The sequence below is a fragment of the Paenibacillus sp. FSL R5-0473 genome (assembly GCF_038004565.1).
Classification (GTDB): domain Bacteria; phylum Bacillota; class Bacilli; order Paenibacillales; family Paenibacillaceae; genus Paenibacillus; species Paenibacillus amylolyticus.
In genome coordinates, this window is record NZ_JBBORL010000001.1 from 3,246,599 (window position 1) to 3,272,454 (window position 25,856).

At 39.3% G+C, this 25,856-nt stretch carries 34 protein-coding genes; 2 read left to right on the top strand and 32 right to left on the bottom strand.

Going from position 1 to position 25,856, the window contains the following annotated elements; translation table 11 throughout:
• Window positions 1-15: 15 nt before the first annotated feature.
• The 11 genes from MKY28_RS13960 to MKY28_RS14010 form a co-directional block, all read right to left on the bottom strand.
• Complete coding sequence (locus tag MKY28_RS13960) at window positions 16-498, bottom strand: DinB family protein (RefSeq protein WP_340936240.1); 483 nt, start codon at window positions 496-498, stop codon at window positions 16-18.
• Between the two features lie 34 nt (window positions 499-532).
• Window positions 533-1,186, bottom strand: a complete 654-nt coding sequence (locus MKY28_RS13965; RefSeq protein ID WP_340936241.1) for a DUF4367 domain-containing protein — start codon at window positions 1,184-1,186, stop codon at window positions 533-535.
• 41 nt (window positions 1,187-1,227) lie between these two features.
• Window positions 1,228-1,782 carry a helicase gene (locus MKY28_RS13970; RefSeq protein WP_340936242.1) on the bottom strand — a complete coding sequence of 185 codons (555 nt, stop codon included), beginning with the start codon at window positions 1,780-1,782 and terminating at the stop codon, window positions 1,228-1,230.
• A gap of 186 nt (window positions 1,783-1,968) precedes the next feature.
• Window positions 1,969-2,496: a YfiT family bacillithiol transferase gene (locus MKY28_RS13975; protein WP_340936243.1), complete on the bottom strand. Its 528-nt coding sequence runs from the start codon at window positions 2,494-2,496 to the stop codon at window positions 1,969-1,971.
• 298 nt (window positions 2,497-2,794) lie between these two features.
• On the bottom strand, window positions 2,795-3,196 hold the full coding sequence (locus MKY28_RS13980; RefSeq protein WP_340936244.1) for an NUDIX hydrolase: 402 nt from the start codon (window positions 3,194-3,196) through the stop codon (window positions 2,795-2,797).
• Window positions 3,197-3,248: 52 nt separating this feature from the next.
• The gene (locus MKY28_RS13985; protein ID WP_338708535.1) at window positions 3,249-3,677 is read right to left on the bottom strand and encodes a hypothetical protein; all 429 of its coding nucleotides are present in this window, start codon (window positions 3,675-3,677) and stop codon (window positions 3,249-3,251) included.
• A gap of 190 nt (window positions 3,678-3,867) precedes the next feature.
• Entirely contained in the window at window positions 3,868-4,392 is a 525-nt protein-coding gene (locus MKY28_RS13990; protein ID WP_338708534.1) for a DNA topology modulation protein FlaR, read from the bottom strand.
• Window positions 4,393-4,592: 200 nt separating this feature from the next.
• On the bottom strand, window positions 4,593-4,796 hold the full coding sequence (locus MKY28_RS13995; RefSeq protein WP_338708533.1) for a helix-turn-helix domain-containing protein: 204 nt from the start codon (window positions 4,794-4,796) through the stop codon (window positions 4,593-4,595).
• Window positions 4,797-4,896: 100 nt separating this feature from the next.
• Window positions 4,897-5,085: a GNAT family N-acetyltransferase gene (locus MKY28_RS14000; RefSeq protein WP_340936245.1), complete on the bottom strand. Its 189-nt coding sequence runs from the start codon at window positions 5,083-5,085 to the stop codon at window positions 4,897-4,899.
• Window positions 5,079-5,297 (bottom strand): hypothetical protein, encoded by a 219-nt coding sequence (locus MKY28_RS14005; RefSeq protein WP_340936246.1) that lies wholly within the window; start codon window positions 5,295-5,297, stop codon window positions 5,079-5,081. Before MKY28_RS14005 ends, MKY28_RS14000 begins: the two co-directional genes overlap by 7 nt.
• A gap of 133 nt (window positions 5,298-5,430) precedes the next feature.
• Window positions 5,431-5,652, bottom strand: a complete 222-nt coding sequence (locus MKY28_RS14010) for a helix-turn-helix domain-containing protein (protein ID WP_179086413.1) — start codon at window positions 5,650-5,652, stop codon at window positions 5,431-5,433.
• Between the two features lie 153 nt (window positions 5,653-5,805).
• On the opposite strand from MKY28_RS14010, the gene MKY28_RS14015 reads away from it, so the two are divergent.
• A complete protein-coding gene (locus tag MKY28_RS14015; protein WP_036609138.1) occupies window positions 5,806-6,093 on the top strand; it encodes a hypothetical protein in 288 nt (95 codons plus the stop codon).
• A gap of 22 nt (window positions 6,094-6,115) precedes the next feature.
• Here MKY28_RS14015 and MKY28_RS14020 read toward each other — a convergent pair whose 3' ends face one another.
• From MKY28_RS14020 to MKY28_RS14115, 20 genes are all read right to left on the bottom strand, one after another.
• Window positions 6,116-6,607: a GNAT family N-acetyltransferase gene (locus MKY28_RS14020; RefSeq protein WP_340029838.1), complete on the bottom strand. Its 492-nt coding sequence runs from the start codon at window positions 6,605-6,607 to the stop codon at window positions 6,116-6,118.
• A 240-nt stretch (window positions 6,608-6,847) separates the two neighbouring features.
• Window positions 6,848-7,501: a lysozyme inhibitor LprI family protein gene (locus MKY28_RS14025; RefSeq protein ID WP_338708531.1), complete on the bottom strand. Its 654-nt coding sequence runs from the start codon at window positions 7,499-7,501 to the stop codon at window positions 6,848-6,850.
• Between the two features lie 224 nt (window positions 7,502-7,725).
• Complete coding sequence (locus MKY28_RS14030; RefSeq protein ID WP_036670465.1) at window positions 7,726-8,271, bottom strand: hypothetical protein; 546 nt, start codon at window positions 8,269-8,271, stop codon at window positions 7,726-7,728.
• A gap of 550 nt (window positions 8,272-8,821) precedes the next feature.
• The gene (locus tag MKY28_RS14035; RefSeq protein ID WP_338708530.1) at window positions 8,822-9,592 is read right to left on the bottom strand and encodes a nucleotidyltransferase domain-containing protein; all 771 of its coding nucleotides are present in this window, start codon (window positions 9,590-9,592) and stop codon (window positions 8,822-8,824) included.
• Window positions 9,593-9,793: 201 nt separating this feature from the next.
• Entirely contained in the window at window positions 9,794-10,573 is a 780-nt protein-coding gene (locus MKY28_RS14040) for a Cof-type HAD-IIB family hydrolase (RefSeq protein ID WP_338708529.1), read from the bottom strand.
• 211 nt (window positions 10,574-10,784) lie between these two features.
• Entirely contained in the window at window positions 10,785-11,402 is a 618-nt protein-coding gene (locus MKY28_RS14045) for a Type 1 glutamine amidotransferase-like domain-containing protein (protein WP_340936247.1), read from the bottom strand.
• Window positions 11,403-11,683: 281 nt separating this feature from the next.
• Window positions 11,684-12,160, bottom strand: coding sequence for a GNAT family N-acetyltransferase (locus MKY28_RS14050; protein WP_036670460.1), 477 nt, complete (start codon window positions 12,158-12,160; stop codon window positions 11,684-11,686).
• Window positions 12,161-12,530: 370 nt separating this feature from the next.
• On the bottom strand, window positions 12,531-12,677 hold the full coding sequence (locus MKY28_RS14055) for a hypothetical protein (RefSeq protein ID WP_156946107.1): 147 nt from the start codon (window positions 12,675-12,677) through the stop codon (window positions 12,531-12,533).
• Window positions 12,678-12,965: 288 nt separating this feature from the next.
• Window positions 12,966-13,343: a hypothetical protein gene (locus MKY28_RS14060; RefSeq protein ID WP_036670459.1), complete on the bottom strand. Its 378-nt coding sequence runs from the start codon at window positions 13,341-13,343 to the stop codon at window positions 12,966-12,968.
• Window positions 13,344-13,976: 633 nt separating this feature from the next.
• A complete protein-coding gene (locus tag MKY28_RS14065) occupies window positions 13,977-14,417 on the bottom strand; it encodes a hypothetical protein (RefSeq protein WP_076326795.1) in 441 nt (146 codons plus the stop codon).
• Window positions 14,418-14,810: 393 nt separating this feature from the next.
• Window positions 14,811-15,470 (bottom strand): HAD hydrolase-like protein, encoded by a 660-nt coding sequence (locus tag MKY28_RS14070; RefSeq protein WP_340032711.1) that lies wholly within the window; start codon window positions 15,468-15,470, stop codon window positions 14,811-14,813.
• 239 nt (window positions 15,471-15,709) lie between these two features.
• Complete coding sequence (locus MKY28_RS14075) at window positions 15,710-16,429, bottom strand: ferritin-like domain-containing protein (protein WP_340032710.1); 720 nt, start codon at window positions 16,427-16,429, stop codon at window positions 15,710-15,712.
• A gap of 173 nt (window positions 16,430-16,602) precedes the next feature.
• Complete coding sequence (locus tag MKY28_RS14080) at window positions 16,603-17,394, bottom strand: GCN5 family acetyltransferase (protein ID WP_051449698.1); 792 nt, start codon at window positions 17,392-17,394, stop codon at window positions 16,603-16,605.
• A 185-nt stretch (window positions 17,395-17,579) separates the two neighbouring features.
• Entirely contained in the window at window positions 17,580-18,551 is a 972-nt protein-coding gene (locus MKY28_RS14085) for an HNH endonuclease (protein WP_051449697.1), read from the bottom strand.
• Between the two features lie 341 nt (window positions 18,552-18,892).
• The gene (locus MKY28_RS14090; RefSeq protein ID WP_036670455.1) at window positions 18,893-19,990 is read right to left on the bottom strand and encodes a Gfo/Idh/MocA family protein; all 1,098 of its coding nucleotides are present in this window, start codon (window positions 19,988-19,990) and stop codon (window positions 18,893-18,895) included.
• Window positions 19,991-20,053: 63 nt separating this feature from the next.
• Window positions 20,054-21,226: a Gfo/Idh/MocA family protein gene (locus MKY28_RS14095; protein ID WP_340936248.1), complete on the bottom strand. Its 1,173-nt coding sequence runs from the start codon at window positions 21,224-21,226 to the stop codon at window positions 20,054-20,056.
• Complete coding sequence (locus MKY28_RS14100) at window positions 21,223-22,137, bottom strand: sugar phosphate isomerase/epimerase family protein (RefSeq protein ID WP_338708929.1); 915 nt, start codon at window positions 22,135-22,137, stop codon at window positions 21,223-21,225. The genes MKY28_RS14095 and MKY28_RS14100 overlap by 4 nt, the downstream gene beginning before the upstream one ends.
• A gap of 342 nt (window positions 22,138-22,479) precedes the next feature.
• Window positions 22,480-22,977 (bottom strand): metallophosphoesterase family protein, encoded by a 498-nt coding sequence (locus MKY28_RS14105; protein ID WP_340936249.1) that lies wholly within the window; start codon window positions 22,975-22,977, stop codon window positions 22,480-22,482.
• Window positions 22,978-23,232: 255 nt separating this feature from the next.
• Window positions 23,233-23,667: an Rrf2 family transcriptional regulator gene (locus MKY28_RS14110; RefSeq protein ID WP_017689053.1), complete on the bottom strand. Its 435-nt coding sequence runs from the start codon at window positions 23,665-23,667 to the stop codon at window positions 23,233-23,235.
• 42 nt (window positions 23,668-23,709) lie between these two features.
• Window positions 23,710-24,087, bottom strand: a complete 378-nt coding sequence (locus MKY28_RS14115) for a DivIVA domain-containing protein (RefSeq protein ID WP_017689054.1) — start codon at window positions 24,085-24,087, stop codon at window positions 23,710-23,712.
• Window positions 24,088-24,286: 199 nt separating this feature from the next.
• On the opposite strand from MKY28_RS14115, the gene MKY28_RS14120 reads away from it, so the two are divergent.
• Entirely contained in the window at window positions 24,287-24,853 is a 567-nt protein-coding gene (locus MKY28_RS14120; RefSeq protein WP_036609176.1) for a TraR/DksA C4-type zinc finger protein, read from the top strand.
• A gap of 189 nt (window positions 24,854-25,042) precedes the next feature.
• On the opposite strand, the gene MKY28_RS14125 is transcribed toward MKY28_RS14120, so the two are convergent.
• Window positions 25,043-25,735 (bottom strand): ArsR/SmtB family transcription factor, encoded by a 693-nt coding sequence (locus MKY28_RS14125; protein WP_340936250.1) that lies wholly within the window; start codon window positions 25,733-25,735, stop codon window positions 25,043-25,045.
• Window positions 25,736-25,856 lie beyond the last annotated feature (121 nt).

The window sequence follows — 25,856 nt, forward strand, 5'->3', positions numbered from 1 at the left end:
GTAATACAGCGTGTACTACGTGTGTTTCATTGATTTTTTGAGCAGCATGATTTGGCCAATATGATAGGCATTATGAATACATAGGTTTGATACAACTCCCCACCATGGCGCGTTGAAATAGGCAGGGATTTCACGGGTCAATTTATGTTCTTCACTATCTTCGAGTGCCCTGTTCCAATCACTAAACACGGTTTTCAGTCTATGTAATGTCTTGCGCCACTCCACATCATTCAGGTTAGACGTATCTATGTCGAATGTATCCTCATTATTCACTGAATTCTGCCCGTTGACCTGTTCGGCAATATATCTCTCAAGCCACTTCTCATTCCAGAAAATAAGATGATTGACGATCGCCCAAATGGAATGCTCTCCCTCATTCTTTACATAAGCGGCCTCCGCCGCATTGAGGTCTGTCAAAATATCATGAAGCGGAATAAACCAGCTCTTGTCATGATAACAGGCGTTTAATTGGTCTATGAGTATAGCTTTGTAACTCATCGTTGCACCTCACTCAGATTAATATCATCATTTATCAGTTCATTGACTTCGCAATCTTCATCACAAGATCTTCTGACATGTTTCCGCCAATGATCTCGTATTGCAGCGCCTTCCCATGCACATCCTCTTCGATCCATACCAATTGGGAAGTTTCGTTATTGAAAATATAAAATGCTTGGACGCCACGTATGGCTGCTTGCGTAACCGTAGTACCATCATGATCAGGCAATGCGATCCGGCTCTTTGTTGTCCCAAAAATATTAAGTTTATAACCACCGTATTCTTTATACGTGATGCTGATACCCACAACCTTCTTATTGGGCTTCAAGTCTCGAATCACTGCATTTCGGCCTGACCTGTTACTTTCTTCAATCATTTCATCGATTTCTTGCGGAGTTAAATTATCAAATCCATAAAATACATGAATGGCATCTATATCAGAATCAATCGGAAATTTCGGCTGCCATGGAGAATAATGTTTCTGCAATTGTTCCAAACCGTCTTCCCATGAAATGGGTGCATAATTGGTCTGTTGCGTGAATTGGTTCTCTATAACATCTGCGGTGTAAATCGCCTTCCCCTCACCAGGCTTTAAGTCAATGACGATTCGGTCAATCGCATTATCATTGCGCAAGGATTCAATTTGAATTTTTCCAAGCACATCTCCGCTTTTGTTTTTGATATCCATTGGTCTTTCACTCCTTTGTTTTAAAAATACCTTTCTGATCTTCATGCTATAGAAAGCTGAGACCTACAGAAGATAAAACGATGATGAGGACTCCAAATATGCAAATCGTCGGCAAGATATCCTCGTAACCATAACTTATCGTTTATTCTTCTGAGATAAAAACCTTTTGGACAATCATTATCCTCCGTAAGGGCTGCAGATGCTATCGTAATGGAGCCGGACGGAGCTTTGTTACCCTCTGAAATATTGGTAGAACATATCTCAGGCTGATCCAAATATTGCATTCTTAGATAAGGACCTAACTCAACCGGACAACATTCCAACCCAAGATCATTTGCTCTTCGAAAGAGCTGAAAAGTCGTAGCACCATCCGAAAATCCAAGTTGCCTGACGGTCAACTCAACCGTTTGCAAACTTTGTTTTGTACTGGAAACTATAAATCTTTCATCATATAACAACTGTTCTCCATATCTATTCAATAAAATAGAGTGTTGCTCCAGTTTCTGTATAAGCTGTGGTTTTGTTAAACCGCCAACGTCGACAGTTCTTATTTCAACTGCGCAATCAGGGTATACTTTTTCATCTTCAATTAACATTTGTATCTCCCTAATCAAGATTTACTTCTATTTGATTTTATATCTCAAGTGCAGTCACTCATCTAGTTCTGAATCCGTTTACATACAGATCCTAGGTGATTGATAGTAGCAGACCAAGGCTCCTCATTAGAAATTCAATTCACTTTTACACATATGTTACCTCCACACTTGAGATATGTATAAGACCTACCACCTCTGCGATGTTATACAAGATTTAATTTGAGCAATATGATGCTGCCCGTGCCATACAAATCTTTGAAGGGCAATATCCAATGCAATTGTACCTAACACTTCTGTTCGGAGTGTTCGTCTAAACTGATCGGGATGTAAACCATACAACAGCGTGAGAAATCGCCTGTGCAGTATCTCCATCAGCAAAATTGAATCTTCTATGGGCGTATTCCTGTAATCATGTAATGATGCCCATAAATCCTCTCGATATGAGCTTGCCATCGGTTCATCTTCAGTCAAGGCTCTCTTAAATCTGATATAAGCGTTCATGTCATTGTCCGCAAGGTGGTGCACAATCTGTGTGATTGTCCAACCGCCATCACGATAAGGAGTACAAAGTTGATCATCATTGAGATGTTGTGTAATCTCTCTTAAGGTCTTCGTAATTCCGGAAATTTGACCTATGATGTGGATACGGTCCTCATTAGAGAATTTAAAACTTGGCTCAAAGTGTCCTATCGGAAAGCGTATATTTTTATCCAAAGTTGATCACCTCTCCATTTCTCTACTATAGAACCAAATCATATCCAATATAACCCACAATGTTCCATTTGCGAAGTGTAAAGCAAAAAAAGAAGCAACCTTTGTTCTCGGGCTGCTCCTTATATTAAACTACTCTCGTATCTGTATTTTGATTAGAAAACTAGCGCAATTAAACCTGAGTTACGAAGGTAAAATCATATAAAAAGCGCCCCGATCATGGGTCGAATGGTGTTTGTCTAGAACATCACCAACCAAGATAGGAGCAACTTTAAGGTGGAGTCTATCATAATGAGTGCCCTTATTCTGAAAATTCAATCAAAAAAGGATGGCTTTTCTCATCTAATGCATTATGAATTCTGTCATAGAAATTTCCCCATGTTATCATTTGTTGAGCCTCTTCTAAAGTAAAGTAGCCTACCTCTTCACTTTCATCACTGGTAGTTAAAGCTCCACCAATCGGTTTTCCAGTAAATATATTGTTGCATACACCGCGCGTTATGTTCTGATACAATCCACAAAATTTAATTAATTCAATGTCAATCCCTGTTTCCTCTTTCACTTCTCGAACCGCTGCCTGCCTAATAGTCTCTCCTTCTTCAACACAACCTTGAGGCATTTCCCAACCTCTTCGACCTTTCATGAGCAAAATCTCATTATGTTCATTGAGAACGATTACACTAGCAGAAACGATAAATTTCATTTTAATTCCTCCTATGGTGGTTTAAATAACCACTCTTCCTCGAATGGAATAGCTAAATGCCTAGAACTGAAACAAAATCTTGAGTTGTTAATTGCTTTTCAACCCATACAACAAACTCTATGATTAATTCACGAAGTCTCTGAACACTATTGAGAAAATCTTGTTGAAACTCATCTTTAGAACTGCCAAAGAAGAAATATACATGTTCATTTATTAATTCCATTGTTACTTTTTCATCAAGGAGATTAGCAAGCGTTTTCAAATCCTCAAGGATCACCTCCCACGTTTTTCGATGTATTTCATTAAATGCATAATGATCATATCCAGAAAATATATTTTCTATTGTTTTCTCTACAAAGCCGAATACTTCCTCATCAAAGTAAATTGAGTCCTCATTCCAACATTGCCCAAGGTACTTTCCGGGTAAAACTTCAATATAACCAGTTCCTTCAAGTTCTTCCCTATCTCTTATTATCTTCATCGTTCACCCTCATTAAATAGTTTCGTCGATTTCACATACTTATCTGTATATAAGACCCAGCGTAGGCTGGGTGTACTGCTTATTGGGCCCAAGGATCAATGTCCACCGTTTAATTGTTATATTACCTTCTGGTCCTCTACCAAAACTTCTGCTGACAGAGGGACGTATATCCCGATGTGTAAATACGGAGTTATGTGATTTCACTGCCTTCATTGAGTAAACTTATCATTTGCCTGTTGGTTTTTAAGATTATCACTTTGTCTTTATAAGGGGACAAGAAACTACAGATTTCTTTCCGATTTGTACTATTAAATTTATGATTCCAGATAAGCATTTCAATTAGTCCTTTTAATGTTTGCTTGTATATAGATCTTTCGGCGCCTATTCTTTGTTTAACAAATCTCATGATAATTCTAAAATGTCGAATCAATACATTAGTATCTAGGTAATAAATTACATCTGCTCTTGAAAAGCTATCAGAAAGCCATTTATAATATACTCCCTCTACAATCCAACTATCATTATCAATTATTTTATGTAGTAATTTATCTCTCATGTCTGGAGAATTCTTTCCTGAAAACTCCACTTTACTGCTCCACATGACTGTATCTAGTTCGTGAATTTTTATATTTAACTTCTCTGACAAAACTTGACCAAGGTATGTTTTTCCGCTACCAGTTGAACCTATAATATGAATTCTTAAAGGTCTAGACATAATTAGCTTCTCCTCTTTAATTTATTGCAGTGATTTCTAATCACCTTCCTTTTTTTATGCAGTTCAACAAACTCTCGGAGGTGTCTGCCAAAATATCAACTTCGAAATCCATTTAGCAGACCAAGGCTCCGTTAGGAGCCGTTGCTTTATGTCATACGACGGAATCTCAATTTTGGTTAACAGCAGATGTTATCATCCCATCATTGATCTGCTATATGCTCCAATAGATCTCCAGGCTGGCATCCCAATGCCGTACATAATTTATCAATTACTTCTAAAGATACATACTCATTCGTATTGAGTTTTGCCATCGTTGCCGATGAGATCCCCGGGATTTTTAATAATTCCTGCTTCTTAATCTCCCTGTCAATCAATAATTTTTGAAATGGTTTATAACTTATCATCTGGTATCCCTTCATATCCGAATTGAAGCTTTATATAGGACCTTCTCAAAAACAAATTCATCTAATCAATTCTCATCTGATCGGAATCTTTACTTCAATGCTATACCATATCTGAAATAAACATGGCTTTAGTTCCTTCTTCTGGCTTAAATCCAAATATTCCATAGAATTTTTCTGCACTATCATAGGATATAAGTACTTTTGTTTTGACATTAGAATATCGACTAAGCATTTGTTCCATCATTCTCTTTCCAATTCCTAATGATTGATATTCTTTGTGTACTAACATGTAATGAAATATACTGTCATCACGCCGTCAGACAATGCATTTATTAAACCAACTAATTTGTTATCATCCCATGCAGTAATAACCGTATGCGAGTTGTTTATTGCTTGTCTAAGATCTTCTGGGAAATCTCCTGATTTCCAGTCAACCGAGTGAAACAGTTCTTGAATTGCTTGTGTATCAATGTCTTTTACTTCTTTGAAAATGATTGTCATAATATTGCTCCTATGCTTGTTGTTTTGATTGGGAGTATTGGATAACGTTTCTGTATTCTTGAACCCAAAGGGGGAGCTGCTGAAATTCCTTCTCAAAATCTATCCACAGACCAAGGCTCCGGACCTTCACTATTTATTTTTCTCCTGGTACGTATTCGATCAAATCAGATAATTTACAATTAAATGTATCGCATAGCTTGAATAAAGTTTCCAGCTTTGTTGTTTCTATATTTGTTTCCCTATAGAGTTTATTGATCGAATTCCGGCTTAAGCCCGATTTTGCCATCAATTCTGTTATATCATCTATTCGATGTTCTGCCATGAGTTCTCGTATATTACACTTGATTATGTTCATCTTTTCCCCTCCGTAATTCTATCTTATCTTTCATATTAGCAATCATCAACTGAAAGCGAAGTTTTAACTCTACAAAGTCAAATATTCACCTTGCAATTAACTCTAAGAGGTCATATAATAACTTTATAGAGTTAATTAAAGGAGGAACTAAATATGATTAATACTGTAGAATCATTAACAGAACCACTGATAAGAATACGTTTAGATTTGCTCTATACTAAGCTTCTGGAGTGTCATAGAGAGTACACTCAGCTTTCTGCTGAGACAGATGAATATTTTAAAACACTTCGTGATGCTTTGCCCGATCAACTTCAACATACAGTTTTTCTTTACGAAGACGCACAAATCTCACTCCAATCCATCCTAGAAAGAAGTATCTACATACAAGGTTTCAAAGATGCCCTACAACTATTTAGTGAATTGCAGAATTCTAGTATTTAGAGGGTTTTATGACCCTCTTTTTCTAATTTCTTGTACTAAATTCTTGTATATATATTTTTCGATCTTGTGCATAGTGTTCAGTGTAGTTAGTTCCTTTAAAACTTTCTATTACACTTCTCCAAAATGTCCTTGCCGGAAGATTGCTCTCCATTTGCGAAATCTTCCAATTCGCTTTGTACATCTTAAATGCTTCTATTGCTGCTTTACGACCTATGCCCGATCTTCTGTATTTCTGTAAAACCATGAAATCGTATATCACATGCGTCGGATCTGGATCAGTATCCATATTCTCAAAAAGGACTACTATAAAACCAACGAGTTTACCTGCTACTTCTATAAAAAATGGATTCCATCTTTCGTCGCCTTCCCAATAATAATTTATGTTTACTTCGAATTTTCCGTTTCTATCTATATCTCGACCTGTATATTTACTGAAGTCATACTCGTACAATTCATATAAATTGATTAGTATACTTTTATCTTCAGAATTTACTCGGACAAGTTTTAATTCCATGTTTGCATCTAACTCCTTTTTTTCAATGCACTTCGCGGTTTCACCTAACGTATGTCAATTCCTGACTTTGATTCCCCTTAGATAGCTCTTATCTTAAGTAAAATTAAAGTGTCGTATGGATTCATTTCATCGAAACTTCGCAGGCGACCAAGGCGTGGTATCCCCCCAGCTTGAATACATTGTTATGTGCCGTTACTGCTTCGAGGCATCACCTAAAAACCTTTGATCCAGATTCCAACTTTATTTTTTACTTTGGTATAAAAACTCAACTTCACCATCTAGCAAATATCGATATTCAAATAATTGCATTGTTCTTTCCCTAATTCTCTCCCGTATAACCATGCCTAGGCTTACCGATCCTTGTGTTCCAAGGTAACCATTATTAATAAATGTCTTCTCTACAAATTTTGTTTCCTTTAAGTGATACTGTAACCATTCTTTCTGCGATTCGATTAGTGCTTCTCTTGGTTCTCTATCCAACTTAGAAAGAAGTTTTTTATATATTTGATTCAACTCTTTATCCCAAATCTCTGTATATTTGCTTTCCAACGCCCCCCATCCCATTGTTGTAATAATCTCTTTTGAATTTTGAGCCTCATCAAATTCCACTTCATAATCATGATCTATAGGATTTCGAAGCATTTCATCATAAAATTCTCCTTTCAATTCATAGTTCCCAATGCTAATGGATAACACTTCATTGTTAGAAGCATCTGATCGACCTTCAGTTATTTCTTTCGGTTCTGTTCCATTACCTGTACTCACTTCATCAGGAGACAGTTCAGAATTCATTTTTGATTTAGTTTCGCTGTTCAAGGTAGTCGAATGACTACTATTTTGGCAAGATGAAAACACTATTGTAATAAAAACTAATAAGAGTATCTTACCTTTCATAAGTTTTCTCCTTAAATATTATCTTTAATATTTACAGGTAATGGCGCATAACGCTCTCCGCATTCACGAACCCGAGAGGCTTAAGGTTGCCGCGGCGATAAAACGAAGTAATCGCCTTGCTGGGTCGAAGACTTAGCCTCGCAGGTGTTATCGCTGGATAAGCTTCCTCGAAATGCCTCTAACGGACCGAGGGAGCGACAGCGACCGAAGCGTTGAATGTGTTGTTATATGCTTCCCGGGCTTCCTGAGTCATCTCTCAGTTCTTTAAGTTCATGTTTTAATTTTTCTATCTCTTCATCTTTACTAGCTATTATACCGCTAAATTTATCATCGATATTTTTCAATCTATTTTCTACGTCTTCAAAGACCTCTAGTACGTTATCTATTTCTTGGTCTGATTTTAGTCCGATTAGGAAAACAACAATACCTAAACCTAAAAGAACAATTGCATCATTTAATTTCAAAATTAATTCCTGTTCCCAACCAAGTGTGAGATGAGGCAATGCTACTATAGAAAATGCAGTTAAGAATAGTAGAGAGAGTTTTAAAAATCTAAGAATCTTCCCTTTCCAACTATAGTATTTTTCTTTTTCCCTTTTTAATTGCTCAAAATGGTGAGTTGTTAAATCAAATAATATGAAAAAGAAGCCAGCAATAGAGAAACTAAAAGTAAATACCGGATTTAAAATTACAAAATCAGTTAATCTCCAATAGCCTAAGAACATAAAACATAAACCTATAAATTTTGTTATTGCGTTTGTATTGAACAACTAAACCTCTCCTCGGGGTGTAAATTCTTGCCTGATTGTATATAACGTTGTTGTATGTAATTTATCGTCTTTAAGTATATTTTGTTTTATTCGATTCCAAATTCTGATCTCTTCAGTTCCTATTCCCTCGGAAAGATAATCATCAAATGAAGATATTATAACTATCATCAGCATAAATTTCTCTTTGTTGTTAAATTTATTATTTTCATAATATGTAATAAATTCATTTACTTTCGAAGAATCAGCCAACGTATATTCCCAGTCCTGTGAAAACGGAGTAAGTGGCGGTAAATGTAATTTCTTTATAATACTTCAATTAATTCTTTATCAGCAAACTTAGGACTAGTCTGCCCCATTTGTCCGCACCTCTTATTTATTTCTTATTACAGCAATTTTCTAACGTTTTGTATTGACGACGTCCTGGCCCCTTAGAGTCGCTACTTATAGTTGTGAGGCTTGCCGAACACCTAATGAAGTAACGTCCCGACTGACTTAGGGGGCTGGATAGGGTCACTCGCTTCTCAGAGTGACCCCGAGCGTCAATATGGTGTCAGTTGAATGAATTTCTGGAAGCAGCCATTGTATTTAGAGCGTTCTCAAAATAGCGATATACTTCATCTGCAATTCTCAAAAACTCTTCAACAAGTACATTGCTGCAATCCAAGTAACAAGCATATAGATACTCAACTAAAGCGGCGTTAATCTCACAATAGTTTAATATGGCATTCTTCATCTTAATGATTTCATCTTCCCATACCCCTGTATCTTCTAAAACCAAAGAGTATAATGCACGAATTAATCTCTTAGAGTAACCTTTAATATATCTAGTTTTCATTGAGTGATCACTAACATTAGAAAGTGATCGATGTACACGATCTACTTCCTCCTTGGTATCTGTATTTAAGTCTAAAATGAATTCTGGAGAAATTATGATCGGGGGTACTTTTTCACCAATGTCCTCCCCATGTATGCACACACAAATGATCTTAACCCAAAAACCCCAATCGTTCGGTCTACTTAATACATCATCAATCGAGCAAATGATCGTATCCATCTTAGTGACGAATGAATATTCTTCCAAAAGCCTGTCTTTAATCATTGACAATCTTTCGTAATCAATATCTTCGGGATTTGCACATACAATAGTAAAGTCTGCATCTGACTTAAAAGGTTGAGCCGTTCCTTTGGGAATCGAGCCACACATATAAATGCTATGAATCTTATCTTTGAATTCGTTAAGAATATGATCCACATACTTATCAACCAAATCCTTATATTCACTTTGTATTGTAATTCTATTTATAACTTTTTCTAATATCATATAGACTCCTCCTAAAAAAAGAACTTCTTTCGGCTAACGTTTTTGTATTCCTGACGTTCAAGCAGCTTAACGTAGGGAACGGGTCAATAGACTTAACTGATTGAATGTGTCGCCTTAATCAACTTCTCCGATATCCTTCTTGGCGACCGAGGAGCAAGTGCGATGGTGTATGAATGTACTGTGAGATAAAGTAACCTTGAGTTACCCACAAAATCTTTCTAGACTTACAGCAACACCGTTTTCATCATTATTAACGGTTATTTCATCAGCGATTTCCTTCAATTCCCTAATCGCATTTCCCATAGCAATAGAATATCCCGCCATCTTAAAGAGGCCTACATCATTATGATCATCACCAAATACAATAATGGAATCCAATTCTACATTATATAATTCACAGAGTTTAGTAATTGCCATTTCCTTAGATGCCAGAAGAGGCATGATTTGTACTAATTTATTATTATCCGTAATTAGTATATTCACTCTACCCTCGAATTTTTCAAACAATCCAGAATTGTGATTATTGCCAGTCAGAAGTATCTTCGTGGCATCATATTGCTTTAATTCTTTTAAGGGTTTTACTATGGGGTTTGATTGTGTGTTCATTGAGCTCATATAATCAAGCTCTCTTAAACTAAACCACTCATCCTTCACTTCCATAGTCAGTTCAATTTGAGGGTCACACTTCAAACAGTAATCAAGAATTTCTGTAGTTACATTAGCAGGGATTGATTCATTAATTTCTATCTTGGTTTCCTTACATATCACTTGAGCTCCGTTGTAATATACAAAAGCCCCGATATCTACTAATCCTTGTGGAAGCAAACAATTAACCGCCCTGGGCGGTCGAGCTGTTGCAAATATTATTCTCATTCCTTTCTGATAACAAGATAAGACCGCATCTACGTTTCTCTTAGATACTTCTTTTTTTGAATTTAATAATGTTCCGTCCAAGTCAAGAACTACAGTTGAATACTTCAATGAATCAACTCCCAATATAAACTGCTTCGTTATTTTATTTACCGTTGTTGTATTTACGAACCCGAGAGACTTAAAGGAGCGACTGGGTCGAAGACTTATCCTCACAGGAGTTGTCTGCTGGATACTACTTCCTCGAAACCCCACTGACAGCCCAAGGGGCGTAGCCCCAGCGTGAATACGGTGTTTGCAAGATTTCAGGGGCTTCTTCGATTCAATGTGCTTGGTTCATTAAGATTGAGATATATTCTTCATCTTTAAGCCTTGTCACCTTACAGTTCTCATTGGATTCAAATTCTACTATTCTCTCTTCAATTGTTTTATTAGTACTATCTTTAAATATGTCCTCTCGATCATAGTGAGGAAAAATAAGCTTGTCGGTTACTCCTAATGCCTTAAAATCCGTTAAATTCATTGTGTTCATTTGTGGAGTAAAGAAATCGACAATGTTAATATTCGGCCCCAGTAATAACGTTCCTGCACTTACTCCAACTATAATTACATTCTGTGCGGCCAGTGTTCTGATAATTTCATCAGCACCACTTTTCTTAGCGTAATACAATAGTGTAAATGGATTCCCACCATTAATATATATAACATCTCTATGTAAGAGTATTTGCGGGTCATCAAATTCAATATCTACAAAATTGATATGCTGAAATCCCATGTCCTTAAACTCTTGCATTGCTCTTTGTGCATATCTATTAGTTTCTTTTCTAGGGGATGCTGTTGTAATAATTGAGACTTTTAATTGAGAAATATCTCCATCAATAAAATCCAGAAATTGATTTTTAATATCTTCAGTATAAAAACCACAAGAGGTTAGTAACAAGCTACTTATTGAAATCACCGTCCTTAACTAATGATTTATCTAATCTTTATAATTTATTTAGGCTTTCTCTTGATTTCCTATAACGTTCTTGTATTCACGAACACTCACTGGCTTAAGCGCGACAGCACGGGTCCGACGGACTTAGTCAGTGCAGGATTGTCGCCTGACCCATCTCCCTCGATATCCCTCCCAGCGACCTAGGGCGAATACCAGATGCGTTAATATGATATTAGATGATTCACCTTATTTTTTCGAATTACTACATAGAAGTCCTGCTTGCTTTATAAGATCAGTTTTGCGAAAATATCGCCGTCTTCATCTAACTCCCCTGTTTCTACAAAACCAAGAGAAGAATAAAGTTTCCTTGCTACCTTATTCTCGGGCGAATAAAGAATCACGACTTCTGAGGCCTTTCCATGCGGCAAAGTTCGAAGTAACTCAATTGACTTTTCTATTGCTTTTTTGCCATATCCTTTGCGCTGATATCGTTTATCTATCATAAATCTATATATGTCATAATAATTTTCAGAATCTTCACTCTCAGAAATAACATATGACATTGCGATAAATCCAACCATCTTATCATTACAATAAATCGCATATGGCATTGGAATAAAACTGCTTTTATTTGTTATAACAACATATAATTCCGCAAGAGTATAAATAATAGATGCTACAAATCTGCCTTGCTCTTCCTCAACTCTTAAGTCCAGACATTCTGAAAAATTATCAAATGTTATTTTCCTAAGTTCTATCATTTATGTTTCCCCCTTAAAAATGAAATGCACTCAAAAGTATTAGTCTTTATTGATTGGGGATTTCATCTAACGTTCCTGTATTCATGAACCCCAACGGTTGTCTGCTGAATTGCCTCTCTGAATTCCTTCCCGCAGACCAAGACTCCATCGGAGCCACAGCTTGAATATTATGTTATCTGATGGATTGACTTTCTTCGAGCAGAAATAACACGTTGAATTATAACTTATTTATTGATAATCATAATATTTCTTATTAACATTTTGTGAACAAGTCCACTTAATCCTATTTTCCATCTGATTTGAATTTGATAGGTTTCAGCGATTTACAATTAACAATAAACCTTTATTTTCTTTTGTGATTATTATTTCTCTATTTTTTACGGATATCTCTCACTTCATTAATTAACACATCTAATCTTTCAATAATTCTTTTATCATTTTCAAGTTTCTTTTTTAATCTCCCATCTATAATTGCTACTCCCATAACAATAATTATAAGCAGGATCAAAATTAGCACCTTGATCACTTCCCCCTCTAGCAACAGAACGTTGCAATTGAATTAACTCTATAATTAGATAATATATACTTTTTCTTTTTACAGTTTTAATCATTTTTCAATCTTACAGATAACGTTCTTGTATTCACGAACCCTCACTGGCTTAAGGGCTACAGCCGGGTCTGACGGACTTAGCTAGTGCAGGGTTGTCCGGCTGCTCCCAATTCCCCTGCCTGACCCAGGGCCGAATGGCCCGAGGCGTGAATATATTGTTATTTGCAGTGCCCTCTTCTGTGACTAAGCTATGGGCTATCTGTTATTTAGCTTTTCCAATAATTCTACCTCCTCTTCCTCTGAAAGTTGTTCTTCCGCTCTTGTTTTTGTTTCATCTATCTTTCGTACTTTTAATCCTCTTTTTATGAGCCATTCTTCACCAGGTTTCATGGTAGTTGCTGGATGTGGATATACATCCTCACTTATAATTTCCTCATCAATTATGTAAATGTATCCACATAACTTACCATTATGAAATCTTGCGCCACTCTCATTAAAAGAAACAATAGATGGTTTCTGCGAAAAGATTCTCGCTAACTCTCGATCTTGAGTTATTGTGCTTCCGACTAGTAATTCATTTAGAAATAATGGCGAGCCATGGAACCAAGGCTTACTGTAGTCCCAATCTTTCATAATTATCACCTTCAATTAAGTTTTATTATGTTTCTTCTTTTATTGTTCTTTAGTTTCTTCTTAATTTCAGGGTATTGCGTATAACGTTGCGCATTTCTGACGTCCAAACGTCTTAAGGACCGGAGGTCCGGGTGGCTTTGCCACTTAGCCGGTTGGATGTGTCGCCTGATTCCACTTCTCCGAAATCCCTCTTGAAGACCGAGGAGCGTCAGCGACGAAGCAATAATGCATTGTTATACGCTGCCCTTTCTTCTTCGATTCCACATCCTTATATGTCTTGTGTGTTTTATATATTTAATATGTCTTTACGTATTTTATCTTTTGGATTCTATCTTTTGCTCCTATCAAATCCGTTTCCGCATAGGAAAGATGCCCTCATTTACTCTCGTACGCCTTCAGCAGTATCAACTTTGGTTTGTGTAGTAACTTCATCCAATGAACGCTAGCCTTATAAGAGGCTTGTGTTCCTCGGACCGGAGATTTGCCGATGGCTTCATTCAGATTACTGCTCACGTTGGACACCCCTGCCTTAAGCTATGGCTTACTTCTAACCTCACCATTCGGGACTTAATCCTTGATATAGAATACATGCTGAACGAACAATCAAAATTTAAGAGGATTGTTGTCCTCCCTTTAATTCGCAATAGACAAATATGTATTAATGACATGCACAATACCAAAAAGTACTGTTGGTATAATAGCCAGATAATTTTGAAGCCAAATCTCAGCTAATATAAAATATACTACCGGGAGAACGGCCATCCCCAAAAAAATAATCGAGTTTGCGTTGCCTGTAAAATACAATATCCATAGCCCATAATAAAAAATCAACATTATTGCCATACCAATTATATACGGACATCGCATTTCAGATGCTTGTTTTCTTACAACAAATATCAGAAGAAAGAAAAATATCGCCTGACTTCCGTGCTCCAAAACATCTAAAATCAAATAGCTATTTGCATTGTTTCCTGATATATCTGACGCAGGAATTAAAAAATAAAATATATTTGGTATCATTGGTAATAAAAAGATGATCAGACCCTTCCATGAAAAACCAAAATGATAATTCATTTGATCCTCTCTTTCGCATAATAGAAATATTCTTTAGTTTGCACTTTATTATGAATCCGCTTTCTGGTATTCCTCTTGATGACCAAGGAGCATAACTAACGATGTGGAAATTTATTGTTATATGGTACACCTTCTAATATTCCGTTCATCCTGGTTTTCAACTGCTACGTTGTAAATGTATTCTTTCACCTATATTTATTATATTAATTGGTTGCATGGTTTAACATTCTTAAGGGGTTGCGTATAACGTTCTGTATTCACGAACTTGCGCAGCAAGTTGTCACATGAATCAACTCCCCTGCCAAAAACATCATTTTGAACAAGGGGTAACCGCAGCTTAAATATGGTGTTATAGGATTTCAGCGTCTTCTTCGATATAATTACAAAATCATTCTATTTTCCCTGATGTTTAAATATATTTTTTAATTCAAGTAAGTCGTCAATAATAAAATCCGCTTGTGCAAGCTCCCCTTCTTGGGCAAAATCAAATCGACAACCAATAGCCTTCAACCCATTGTTTTTTGCGGCATTGAAATCAGAAATCCTGTCCCCAACTACAGTTGCATTGCTGATGTGATGTTTTTTAAGAATATGACCGACTAAGTCATCCTTATTTTGAGTTCCTATTTGTTGGATGCTATAAGTTTCTGCCACCCACTTATCTAATTTGTAGCAGTTAACGATGGCATTGAGGTATTCGTTTAGTCCATTACTTGCAATAAAAATGAAATAGCCTTCATGTTTCAAGTAATCAAAGATTTCGTTGACATGAGGATATAGGGCGCCATTGCCATTATTAATATTTGTAATTAGCTTCTCTAGGAAGATCTCGTCCACAATTCGTCTGATTTCAGTTGAATGATTCGGTAATAACGTTTCCCAAACTACTGGTAGAGGAACTCCCATTATTTCACGATATTTTTGGGTTGGAGCTTCACTCGACCATTCATTTAGAGACCTTAAGATAGTAAATGTTTCTTCTAACGATAACTCTAAGATTTTGTTTGTTTGAAATAGTGTACCATCCATATCGAAAATAACCGCTTCCAGCATGATTTCACTCCTATTCAAAATAAAATAATGAATTGTTATACTGTTTTTACGCTGATCACCTATAAAGTTCTGTATTCACGACGTCCCACCGAATTAAGGCTCCGTCAAAAGACGGCCGCGATGCGGTTAGTCGGTGCGGATGTGTCCGCCAGATTCCACTTCCCTGCCAATTCCCTTCGGGCTGACCGAGGGAGCGTCAGGACCCAAAGCTTGGATATAATGTTATCTGACGTAAACCTCTACTGTGAATTAGCTATAATCTTCTTCGTTAAGTTAAACTCATGATGGCATTCATAGTAATAACTTTTGAGTTTATATCCCCCAGCTTTAAATACTGGCTTATGTTGATACCACACTATAATTAGCGTTCCTTCAAAAAGGATTCTACGAAGGATATGAACTATTCTGTTAAAGAGAACGCTTCTATTTTGAGCAAATTTATGAAGTGTTTCAGATTGAAACTGAACATGTTTCTCCTCATCACTTAAAATCTGATTACATAAATCGATTAATACTTCTGACTTTGTAGATTTTTGCAAGGCTTTATAGTACAACTTAGCAATAATCTCAGCAGTTAATAGAACAATGACTGATTGTTCTAAACTCGCATATCGACGTAATCTTCTAAATACATTGTCCACCCAATGTCTACGAAGGAGTGGGATTCCCTGTACCTTCATAAATCTGCCTAGATCTCTAGCGTGCCTCTGTTCTTCTTTAATGAATTCTATAAGCGCTTCATAGTAATCCTGATCTTGCGTCTGATGTACATATTCTTGCGCACGTTTAATTAGATATTTACCTTCAGAGTTTTCTCCTAATTGAAACTGTTGAATTGACTTAATGATTATTTCTCTTTCATTAGTTGTTAATTTATAGTTGTCATCCCAATGAATATATTTGAGATTCTGATTATTTCTTCGATAATATTGCACCCATTTCGAAAAAGTGATATTCATTATTTGCTCCTAAAATGTAATAGTTTATGTCAGATAACGTTCATGTATTCACGAACCCCGAAGGGGTTGTCTGCTGAAAAGCCTCTTCGAAATCCACCTCGCAGACCAAGGCTCCGAAGGGCCGCTGCTTGAATATTATGTTAGGCGATGCCAGCCTAAATTTCCCCTCACAATTAATTCCTTGTCCATGTTGCCCGGGTATATCCAATTCTCATGCCCACTCTTTCCATATTCCGATGGCTTTGCGAGCAAAATGAGCACTGACTCACAACGAGATTACAATTGTTGTAGGTATCATGAATTCGTCTAAGTAATAAATTTGTTTGAAATCCTTTATTTCGATATTCAGGTAGTGTTGTCGCAAATGTTAATGAAGCAACATTGTTCTCTATATACATTACAGCTACTGCAACTGGATAGCCCTGATCCAACCCCAAATAATAGTGCCATCCAGGACGGGAAAACAGTACTCGGTTATTTGCAGCCACGTGTTTTTTCCCATCAAGAGATAATCCTGTACCTAAACAATGAATTTCTGCATATGTATCGAACTCATCTTCGAGTAGTTCACGAATTTCCAGTTTATGATGATCAAACGAATTTAGATTTCCAGGTTCACAAAAAAGCGTTGTATGAAATCCTGATTGATAAAAGCCTTTATTATGGAGTTTTTTCATAACTTCTTGATTTATATTACCCGGGATGACTTGAATCTCAAAATTCCTTTCCCGCTCATTATAAAAGTCTAGGATATCTTCAATGACATCATCAGAAATCCTTCCCTTTACATTATTAAAAAGACCCCATGGCATGGTTTTACTATAAAACGCTGTGCTCTCCCCGAATCGTTTTATTTCAATTCCCTCAGGGTTTCCTTCTCGTTCTCTGATTGCAGTCATTCGATCAACCATATAATTAATTTCAGATTTTTCTAAAATATCCGCAAGTTCCAAATTCAATATCATTCAATTTATCCCCTTCCTTGATCCGCATACAATTACTCCTGGGTGGTTGCGTATAACGTTCCTGTATTCACGACCCGACGTATGTCGGGTGTCCGGCGAAAGCCGGACCAAGAGCGAATTCTCGCAGCGTGAATATTATGTTATCCGAAGAAACAGGCTTCTTTGAAACAGCTATACTTCTTTGTTCAAGGTCTAAAACCAATTCTTGTCCAGTGATGTTCTAAATAATCAGTGTTAACGCATGTTTGCGCTTGCTTGATAGGATAACCATTAAATTCTTTTATTCGATTTATTGGATTACCATAATTGGCTAAGCGCTCAGTATTTATTGATACTAGCAAATCACTATCTAAAGTAAATAAGCCCATTTCAAAAGCTTTATCGTGCATTAAACAAAGACACAAACCGTTATCTATTTCTCCTCTTAATTCCGGTCTGTCCGACCATCGTGCTATATGTGACCCTATCAAAAAGTTTTTATCGCTAATTTCGCAACTAGGAAAGCAACATTTATTGTGAAAGTTTTCTTTAACATTTTTCGAAAATTCATTTTGTCCGATTCGAATTGCTAAACTTGATTGACTTTCATATGCTTTTACCTGTTTTCTGATATTAGTTTCTTTAACGTTTGTATAGCTTGTAATTTCATCAAATAGAATATCACTTAATATCCTATCTAACTCTGACAAATAAGCTCCATTCTGCCTACGTAAACTATCGTTTTGAACTACATAAAACAAAAGTTTTTTTTCATTGCCTTTCTTGATTTTATTTATATTGAAATAGTATCTAAGCTGACTTTCCTTTTGACTGAATAATTTACTGAGCAAAATTTTTTCAGTAAATAATTCAAAGTCTTTTAAATTTACTCTGTTAAACTTTTCTGCATAATCCCATTGGCTTCCGGGATTAGGCGGTCTGAGATCTGTAACAAAGCCATCAGCTTCAGCAATAGAATATCCTACAAATCCAGGCTCTGCATTACCTTTAAGATGTAAAATAACGTCTCCCTCTTTAACACGTATCAAGCTATTCCAATACGGCCAAGGTCTTCTAGAGTTCTTAACGATCTTATATGCTGGAGACCATAGACATTGAGAAAATCCCCATCCTTTTCCTCCATGTGTTTCGTCTGTTGACATTTCAATCCACATCATAATCTTCTGCTCCTAATCCAAGCTGATATAGCTTTCGCTTCACTTTTGTTATTAATAAGTATTTAAGTTTTTTCGGATAACATCATATCTACGAACTTCGTAAATACCTCTCTTTTCAAACATCATCCGAACTACATATAATATAACCCATAATAATCCATCTGCGAAGTCACAAACGTACTCAAAAAAGCAGCCCGAGTAAACTGTCCTATATGTTAGCCATAACTAACACGTAGGATGCAGTTTACACCCGGGCTGCTCTTTCCTCACTGAACAATAGAAGAATGCCGATAACCTTCAGTGATCAAACTTTTCTCCCCTTGCGCTCCTTCACCTAACATTTACTTCGCTCCGCTGCTCCACACCACGCGCTCACTCATCGCTTTATGCTGTGCAATCAGGCAGAGTTCTGCCGCTTTGAATGCATGTTCCTGTGTCATAGCGGTCTCGGTCCGGTCCAGACAATCGCGAATGAGTTGACCAAAGAAAGGATAACCAACCTTGCCTTTTACATTGTAGCGGTACTCCCCTTCATGATTGACCAGGTACACCTGATCCCCCTGAGGTTCCCTTGCGATGTCGATATACTTCCGCAGCTCAATATAACCGTCCGTTCCCAGAATAACTGTACGCCCATCGCCCCATGTGCCCAGACCATCCGGTGTGAACCAGTCCACTCGGAAGTAACCGGACGCTCCGTTGTCACCAATCAGAGAAGCTTCACCGAAGTCTTCCAGTTCCGGGAACTGTGGGTGATTGAAGTTATGCACACGACTGAACCCTACCTCAGCGTCCGTACATGATGCAAACGTCAGGAATTGTTCGATCTGGTGACTCCCGATATCACATAGAATGCCGCCATACTGCTCATGCTTGAAGAACCAGTCGGGTCTTCCTCCGGCATTTAAGCGATGTGGGCCTGTACCCATAACTTGCACTACTTTGCCGATTGCCCCTTGTTCAATGAGCTGTCCGGCATAAATCGCACTTTCCACATGCAGCCGTTCACTGTAATACACCATGTACTTCTTGCCCGTTCGCTTCACTTCTTCTCGTGCAAGGTTTAATTGCTCCAGCGTGGTGAACGGGGCTTTGTCTGTAAAATAATCCTTGCCCGCGGCCAGAACCCTCATGCCAAGCGGCGCACGATCTGAAGGGATCGCTGCACTTGCCACCAACAACACCTCATCGTCTGCAAGCACCTCCGCTTCAGATCCAGCGACTTGAGCCTGTGGGAACTGCTTCCGAAATGCCTCTACCTTCGCCGGGTCCGGATCATACACCCACTTGAGGGTAGCACCAGCCTCCAACAATGCCCCAACCATGCCGTAGATGTGTCCGTGATCCAGCGCAACAGCAGCAATCGTGAACTCACCCGGACCACATACGACCTCTTTTGTAACACTTTTTGGTGCATAAAACATTCCGTCTTTAGCCATGTCATCCCATCCTTATTATAAAATGTTGATTACAATGAACTCGTCTTACATAACAAATCGTCTTCATTTAAACGTCTGACTCAAATCAGCAGGTTGACTGCCACTGAATGCCTTGTCTTTCTTCGTTGTTGATCCAGCAATACGTTCCTGCAGATGTTCATAGAACAGATCCTCGTTGATCGGCAGATCCACCCAGTTATCCGTCCAGGTGGACAGCAACATAGCGTTCGATAACGTCAATCCGTGTATACCATCCTCACCGGGAGCAATAAGTGGTACGCCTGTACGAATCGCATCAACCCAGTTACGAATCAGACCCGGGTGACCCGTTTCCACACCTGTAATCGGAATCTCGCATTTCCAGCATTCTGGCTGTCCAAAACCTCCGGTAAACCGCTGATTGAATTCAGGCTCAGATTCCTGAAGTCGCCAGAACGTAAGTTTTCCATCTTCGATCACGATTTTACCCCGGTCTCCGTTGACCTCGAATCGATTGGTACCCGGTGCTTCTCCAGTAGTCGTTACGAAGACACCTGTTGCTCCATTTTCATACTCCACATAAGCTGTTACATCATCTTCCACTTCAATGTTCCGATACTTGCCAAACGAACAGAACGCACGCATTCGTACCGGCATCATGCCGATGGTCCACTGCCACAGATCCAGTTGATGGGGGTCCTGGTTAATCAGTACACCGCCCCCTTCACCTGCCCATGTTGCCCGCCAGCCGCCGGAATCATAGTAACTTTGGGATCGATACCAGTTCGTAATAATCCAGTTGGTACGCCGTACTTCACCCAGTTCGCCCGAAGCAATCAAGTCTCTCAGCTTAATGTAGAGTGGATTGGTTCGCTGGTTGTACATCATGGAAAAGACTTTGCCACTGGCTGCGGCCGCTTCATTCATCTTGCGTACCTGTTTTGTATACACACCGGCCGGCTTCTCGATCATGACATGCAAGCCATGCTTGAAAGCCTGAATGGCCTGTTCCGGATGATCATAATGCGGCGTTGCAATAATGACTGCATCAATCGTACCCGAAGCCATCATCTGCTCTGCATCCTGCCAATAGGTGACCGTTGCCGGAAGGTGACTGGATACCCAGCTCTCCATCTCTCTTCTTACATCACATACGGCGACCAGCTCTGCACCGGGTACTTCTCCAGCCACCAACGTTCTGGCATGTGCTGCTCCCATGTTTCCTATACCAATCACCGCTACTCGTACGATACTCATGACTGCTCCTCCTCGTCCACACGACGCTCAATTTCGGCGAAAACGTCTGCAAAATGCTGTAACATCGCCTTGGATTCCAAGGCACCACTAAAGTCCTCAATTCCGTAGTATCCGTCATACCCAACGGCACGAAGATCCCGCACCATCTGTACCCAATCGACCATGCCTTCAGTCAGCGGCGTCCAGTGACATTTCCAGGCTGTATTCAGAGCCACTCCGCTACTCTTCTCAGTCACATTAGCCTTTTGTGAATCTTTCCCTTCTGGTTCAAACCACCCGGCATTTTTTACATGTACATGAGCCAGATAAGGCCCCAGCAACTCAAGTCCCATCCGATGATTCTCATATCCTTCATGCACCATATTGCCTGGATCGTACAATACACCAACATGCTGCGGGTCGAGCGATTGCACAAGCCGATAGGCCAGCGATGCCGTCGGTGCTATCGTCTGATGATGCGTCTCTACAATCGCCTTGATGTTGTACTGTTTGGCCAGATCTTGTACTTCACTCAGGTAATCAACGGCTTTACGATACAACTCAGGATAACTGGTCTTGCGATCATATCCAGGAACACCCACACGCATCATAGATGCTCCTAAACCAGCCGCAGCCTGAAACGCTTGCTTGGTGGCAGACAGATCTTCACAGTTCAGATACGGTACAAGTGCGATCGATTTTCTACCTTTCCCTAACGCTGCTTCACGAAAAACAGGAACCTGTTCCTCCCAGCGGCTCGGATCTACCGAGCATCGATTATTTCTCCAGTAAGAAGGCTCTTCAGATATAGCATCTTCAGGAATTCCACGGAATCTCCACTCAATTCCATCAATTCCCGCTGCTGCCGCAGCCGATGCCAGTTCTTCTGCATTCAGATCAGGGGTAGCCACCGTGAATACAGACAGTTTCATCATGATCCATCTCCTTATGTAAACGTATTCATTTCATGTCGTAAAGGCATTGTATCACTCCACTGAACGTCACCATAGGGGAAAACGCCAACAGATGAATGACAGATAACGAACAGAGCACATTCCCCATTCAGAGATAACTTCTTAAGAGAATGATGTGATCAGAAATCAAAAAAGACATCCCTGGAACAGATTTGAAATCTGCTCAAAGATGCCTTGTACAATAATCATATATATAAGATGAAATTTAAGGAAAAGGTTCCCTGTCCGTTATCAAGTCGCCACTTCAGTAGCTGGTTCTGGTTCTTGCACTCGTCCAACTTGCAACCAGCGCATATCTCTCTAATCCCGATCAAAGAACACATGTTCAGCCTGTATTTTCCCCTGATCTATTGTCATGATGCCAAATGAGTATTGTTTCTGAAAACGCCGATCCGTAGGCGACCCCGGATTAAATACCAGTGTGTTGTCCACGGTATGCATCACCGGGATATGTGAGTGTCCGTAGATCACAGCATCCACATGCTGGCCTGCAAAGGTATGAATTGCATTCTGTTCCGTACCCTTTGATCCCAGATGACCGTGCACTAGCCCCAGACGAAGCCCTTCCACTTCAACAATACGGGAATATCCCAGTTTTTCAGCGATTTCGGACGGGTCTGTATTACCCGCTACCCCTTCAACTGGTGCATACTCACTAAGCAATGGGTACACACTCCAATCCGACCAGTCACCGGCATGAAGAATGAGCTCTGCACTCGGCAATACATCCAGGAGCCTAGTCGGTAACTTCCGTGATTTACGTGAACAATGCGTGTCAGAAATGACTACAATTTTCATATAACAACCCACCTTTCCTTTAAGAGGTTGTTCAAAAAGTCCGCTTTTGATTACGAAGGATGCCTAACGGCATCGCAACATCGAATATGGAATTCAGCCGAAATAAGCATATGCTTACGAAGGTTGTTTCCTTAGGAAACATTGTAGTTGCTCACGTAGTTTCCTACGCTCCGCTACTCCATTTCTAACTTCATCCCATCTTCTCGGTACTGAAAACCACCCTTTTTGAACATGCACTTTAAGTCTTGTTACAATCTACTCTGTCTGTGATGGAACAGCTTGCATCTGAGTACAGGAACGTTCCATATCTTCGAGTGTAATGGATGCAAAGAACTGCTCCACCTTCGCCTCGGCAACCTGATACAGATTGGTCAGCAAGCTGTCTATATGCAAGCCCACTTCACAATCCGGGTTACAATTGCCGTGAATCGGGAACAATGGACCTTCGTCCTTGGCAGCCTGATAGATCATGGCTAATGTGATTTCACTTGATGGCTTCGCTAAGTAAAAACCTCTTGTTCCAGGAGAGGAGTTCACCAATCCCGCCTTTTTCAGCCCGCCCAGAATACGTCTGACGACGACAGGGTTGGTATTCACGCTACCTGCAATGTGTGCAGACGTGATTCGTTCAGGCGCGCTGAGTGACAATAACAACAAACAATGCACACTGACCGAAAAATGAGTACTCATGATTAACCACCTTTATTTAATATAATCCAGGACATGCCGACCTTATTCAGAGAACAGATCCTTTTCGGGACGTGCTCTGATCTTGAGCTGTCGCACACTGTATTCCAGTTGTTTCACAATATCATCCAGTTGTTTGCGATCAATCTTAGTTGGATCTTCCACCGGTTTCGCGGACGACTTGAGATCGCGGATCGTTAACTGCTGTTCTTGCCATTTGTCCATTAGATCTGCAATATTGGCATAGAAACGTTCGTAATCTTTGATGACTAGGTCAAGATAAGCATCTACCTCATCCGGATCATAACCACGAAGTTTATAATTAAATTGTTTTTCATGTATCGATAACGCATCTAGCTGCACACCCAATTGTTTGAACAATTGTCTTTGTTTATCCAATCTTCGTTTCATATGTTCATCCATATTGACAACCTCCATTATAAGCCAAGCCGTAGTTCTATTTCCTGGGAAGAACACACGGCAATTTCTCTCTCTATTTTTTATAACACATAATCCGTCAGATATAAAACGATACAGCCCTATTCCTCACGAAAATGATTGCTTTTCATCCAATTCGGGTAAAGACTCACTACACCCCACAACGGGAAAGGAGCATGTCCTTATGAGTACATTAACTAAAGATCAACATCAAATACTGAAAAACGCCCTTTTGGAGCAACGTGAAAACTTGCAGCGTCATTTTGAATCCAGCATGGAAGACGGTGCTCCAGTCGAGTCGCTGAAAGATTCAACCGGTGAGCTGTCCTCCTACGATAATCATCCGGCAGATGCCGGTACGGAAACATTTGAACGCAGCCGTGATCTGGCGATTGACGATACATTAACAGACGAATTCAATCAAGTGAACGACGCATTGGAACGTATGGAGCAAGGTACATACGGAACCTGTGTAACGTGCGGAGAAGATATTCCTTTCGAACGACTTGAGGCTATCCCCTACACCGCTTACTGTATTGACGACACACCTAATCGGGAGATCAGCAACGATCGGCCCGTTGAAGAAGAAGTGATGACCATGCCTCCGAGTGGTGCTGGAGAAGGTAGACAGCAGCGGGCCGGCAAGTTCGACAACGCAGATGCCTGGGAAGCAGTCGAAGAATATGGCACATCCAACTCCCCCGCAACCGCAGCCAAACGTGATGTGAAGGGCTACGATGAGAACATGTAACTTTGTTATGAACTGAAACGTTAAGCGTCAAAATTGATTGATTCCATAGACTGCTCCACCATTAGCCTTCCTTATCACACATTAAAAAGCCGCCATTGGGCGGCTTTTTCTAGTTTTCTCCATAGCAGTCTCTCACGTTTGCGGTTACTTGCTTCCATCAATAAGGCTGAACCCATGTATTCCATCCGTTTATTCTTCCGACTCACTACCAGATGATGCAGATTCCTGCCGCTTAGACACAGATCGAGACGTTTTCGGAGTTGCTTTACCCTTATCAGACGTAGCTTTCTTTTTCTCTTTTGCATCTGTCTTAGAAACAGGTATTTTCACTATAGGTTTAGAGAGAGCAGAGAATAACTGAAAGACCTCATGTTCCCCTTGTCGATTCTCTTTTGTTGTATAGGGTTCACAGAGTTTTATGATGTTTTTATACAACTGCTCTACTTCCTCACGTGTTGCATAGAGCGTGATGTCCGAGAGAAACATCCGATCTTCGTTTTCCGCCTGATGCATGAATCGCTGACGACTCTGTTCGAACATCTCATTTAATAATTTGAGCGTCTCGGACCGAAACACCTGTTTCAATGGAGAGTTTTCCTTGTCTTCATCTTCGTGACGGAGATGGATCTCTCCGGTGAATGGTTCGTAGTATTTTGCGATAATCCCATTAATCTCACGTGTGGAAACGATCGTCAGCAGACCGATTTTCTCCAGCTTTTTTACATGATAGTGAACTTTGGCTGGTACCTCACCCATCTGGTCGGCGATCTCTTTGACAGTGGATGGTCTGCCCTGCTTGTTAAACATATTCATAATCTGTATCCGATACGGATCGGAGTAGATTTTAATTTCTTCAATTGTTGAAAGAACCTTGTGCGCCATCCCTGTATCCTCATTTCCGGGGTACCTGTTGTCCATCGATATCTCTATTATAACGTTGCGTCAGGACTTCGGTCAAAACGAGCGAGAAATGACTTGATACAGAAAATTGGCTAATGATCAC

Coding starts and splice junctions, on each gene's coding strand:
- MKY28_RS13960 (WP_340936240.1), bottom strand. CDS start 498: ATGAGTTACAAAGCTATACTCATAGACCAATTAAACGCCTGTTATCAT.
- MKY28_RS13965 (WP_340936241.1), bottom strand. CDS start 1,186: ATGGATATCAAAAACAAAAGCGGAGATGTGCTTGGAAAAATTCAAATT.
- MKY28_RS13970 (WP_340936242.1), bottom strand. CDS start 1,782: ATGTTAATTGAAGATGAAAAAGTATACCCTGATTGCGCAGTTGAAATA.
- MKY28_RS13980 (WP_340936244.1), bottom strand. CDS start 3,196: ATGAAATTTATCGTTTCTGCTAGTGTAATCGTTCTCAATGAACATAAT.
- MKY28_RS13985 (WP_338708535.1), bottom strand. CDS start 3,677: ATGAAGATAATAAGAGATAGGGAAGAACTTGAAGGAACTGGTTATATT.
- MKY28_RS13990 (WP_338708534.1), bottom strand. CDS start 4,392: ATGTCTAGACCTTTAAGAATTCATATTATAGGTTCAACTGGTAGCGGA.
- MKY28_RS13995 (WP_338708533.1), bottom strand. CDS start 4,796: ATGATAAGTTATAAACCATTTCAAAAATTATTGATTGACAGGGAGATT.
- MKY28_RS14000 (WP_340936245.1), bottom strand. CDS start 5,085: ATGTTAGTACACAAAGAATATCAATCATTAGGAATTGGAAAGAGAATG.
- MKY28_RS14005 (WP_340936246.1), bottom strand. CDS start 5,297: ATGACAATCATTTTCAAAGAAGTAAAAGACATTGATACACAAGCAATT.
- MKY28_RS14010 (WP_179086413.1), bottom strand. CDS start 5,652: ATGAACATAATCAAGTGTAATATACGAGAACTCATGGCAGAACATCGA.
- MKY28_RS14015 (WP_036609138.1), top strand. CDS start 5,806: ATGATTAATACTGTAGAATCATTAACAGAACCACTGATAAGAATACGT.
- MKY28_RS14020 (WP_340029838.1), bottom strand. CDS start 6,607: ATGGAATTAAAACTTGTCCGAGTAAATTCTGAAGATAAAAGTATACTA.
- MKY28_RS14025 (WP_338708531.1), bottom strand. CDS start 7,501: ATGAAAGGTAAGATACTCTTATTAGTTTTTATTACAATAGTGTTTTCA.
- MKY28_RS14035 (WP_338708530.1), bottom strand. CDS start 9,592: ATGATATTAGAAAAAGTTATAAATAGAATTACAATACAAAGTGAATAT.
- MKY28_RS14050 (WP_036670460.1), bottom strand. CDS start 12,160: ATGATAGAACTTAGGAAAATAACATTTGATAATTTTTCAGAATGTCTG.
- MKY28_RS14060 (WP_036670459.1), bottom strand. CDS start 13,343: ATGAAAGATTGGGACTACAGTAAGCCTTGGTTCCATGGCTCGCCATTA.
- MKY28_RS14065 (WP_076326795.1), bottom strand. CDS start 14,417: ATGAATTATCATTTTGGTTTTTCATGGAAGGGTCTGATCATCTTTTTA.
- MKY28_RS14070 (WP_340032711.1), bottom strand. CDS start 15,470: ATGCTGGAAGCGGTTATTTTCGATATGGATGGTACACTATTTCAAACA.
- MKY28_RS14075 (WP_340032710.1), bottom strand. CDS start 16,429: ATGAATATCACTTTTTCGAAATGGGTGCAATATTATCGAAGAAATAAT.
- MKY28_RS14080 (WP_051449698.1), bottom strand. CDS start 17,394: ATGATATTGAATTTGGAACTTGCGGATATTTTAGAAAAATCTGAAATT.
- MKY28_RS14085 (WP_051449697.1), bottom strand. CDS start 18,551: ATGATGTGGATTGAAATGTCAACAGACGAAACACATGGAGGAAAAGGA.
- MKY28_RS14090 (WP_036670455.1), bottom strand. CDS start 19,990: ATGGCTAAAGACGGAATGTTTTATGCACCAAAAAGTGTTACAAAAGAG.
- MKY28_RS14095 (WP_340936248.1), bottom strand. CDS start 21,226: ATGAGTATCGTACGAGTAGCGGTGATTGGTATAGGAAACATGGGAGCA.
- MKY28_RS14100 (WP_338708929.1), bottom strand. CDS start 22,137: ATGAAACTGTCTGTATTCACGGTGGCTACCCCTGATCTGAATGCAGAA.
- MKY28_RS14105 (WP_340936249.1), bottom strand. CDS start 22,977: ATGAAAATTGTAGTCATTTCTGACACGCATTGTTCACGTAAATCACGG.
- MKY28_RS14110 (WP_017689053.1), bottom strand. CDS start 23,667: ATGAGTACTCATTTTTCGGTCAGTGTGCATTGTTTGTTGTTATTGTCA.
- MKY28_RS14115 (WP_017689054.1), bottom strand. CDS start 24,087: ATGGATGAACATATGAAACGAAGATTGGATAAACAAAGACAATTGTTC.
- MKY28_RS14120 (WP_036609176.1), top strand. CDS start 24,287: ATGAGTACATTAACTAAAGATCAACATCAAATACTGAAAAACGCCCTT.
- MKY28_RS14125 (WP_340936250.1), bottom strand. CDS start 25,735: ATGGCGCACAAGGTTCTTTCAACAATTGAAGAAATTAAAATCTACTCC.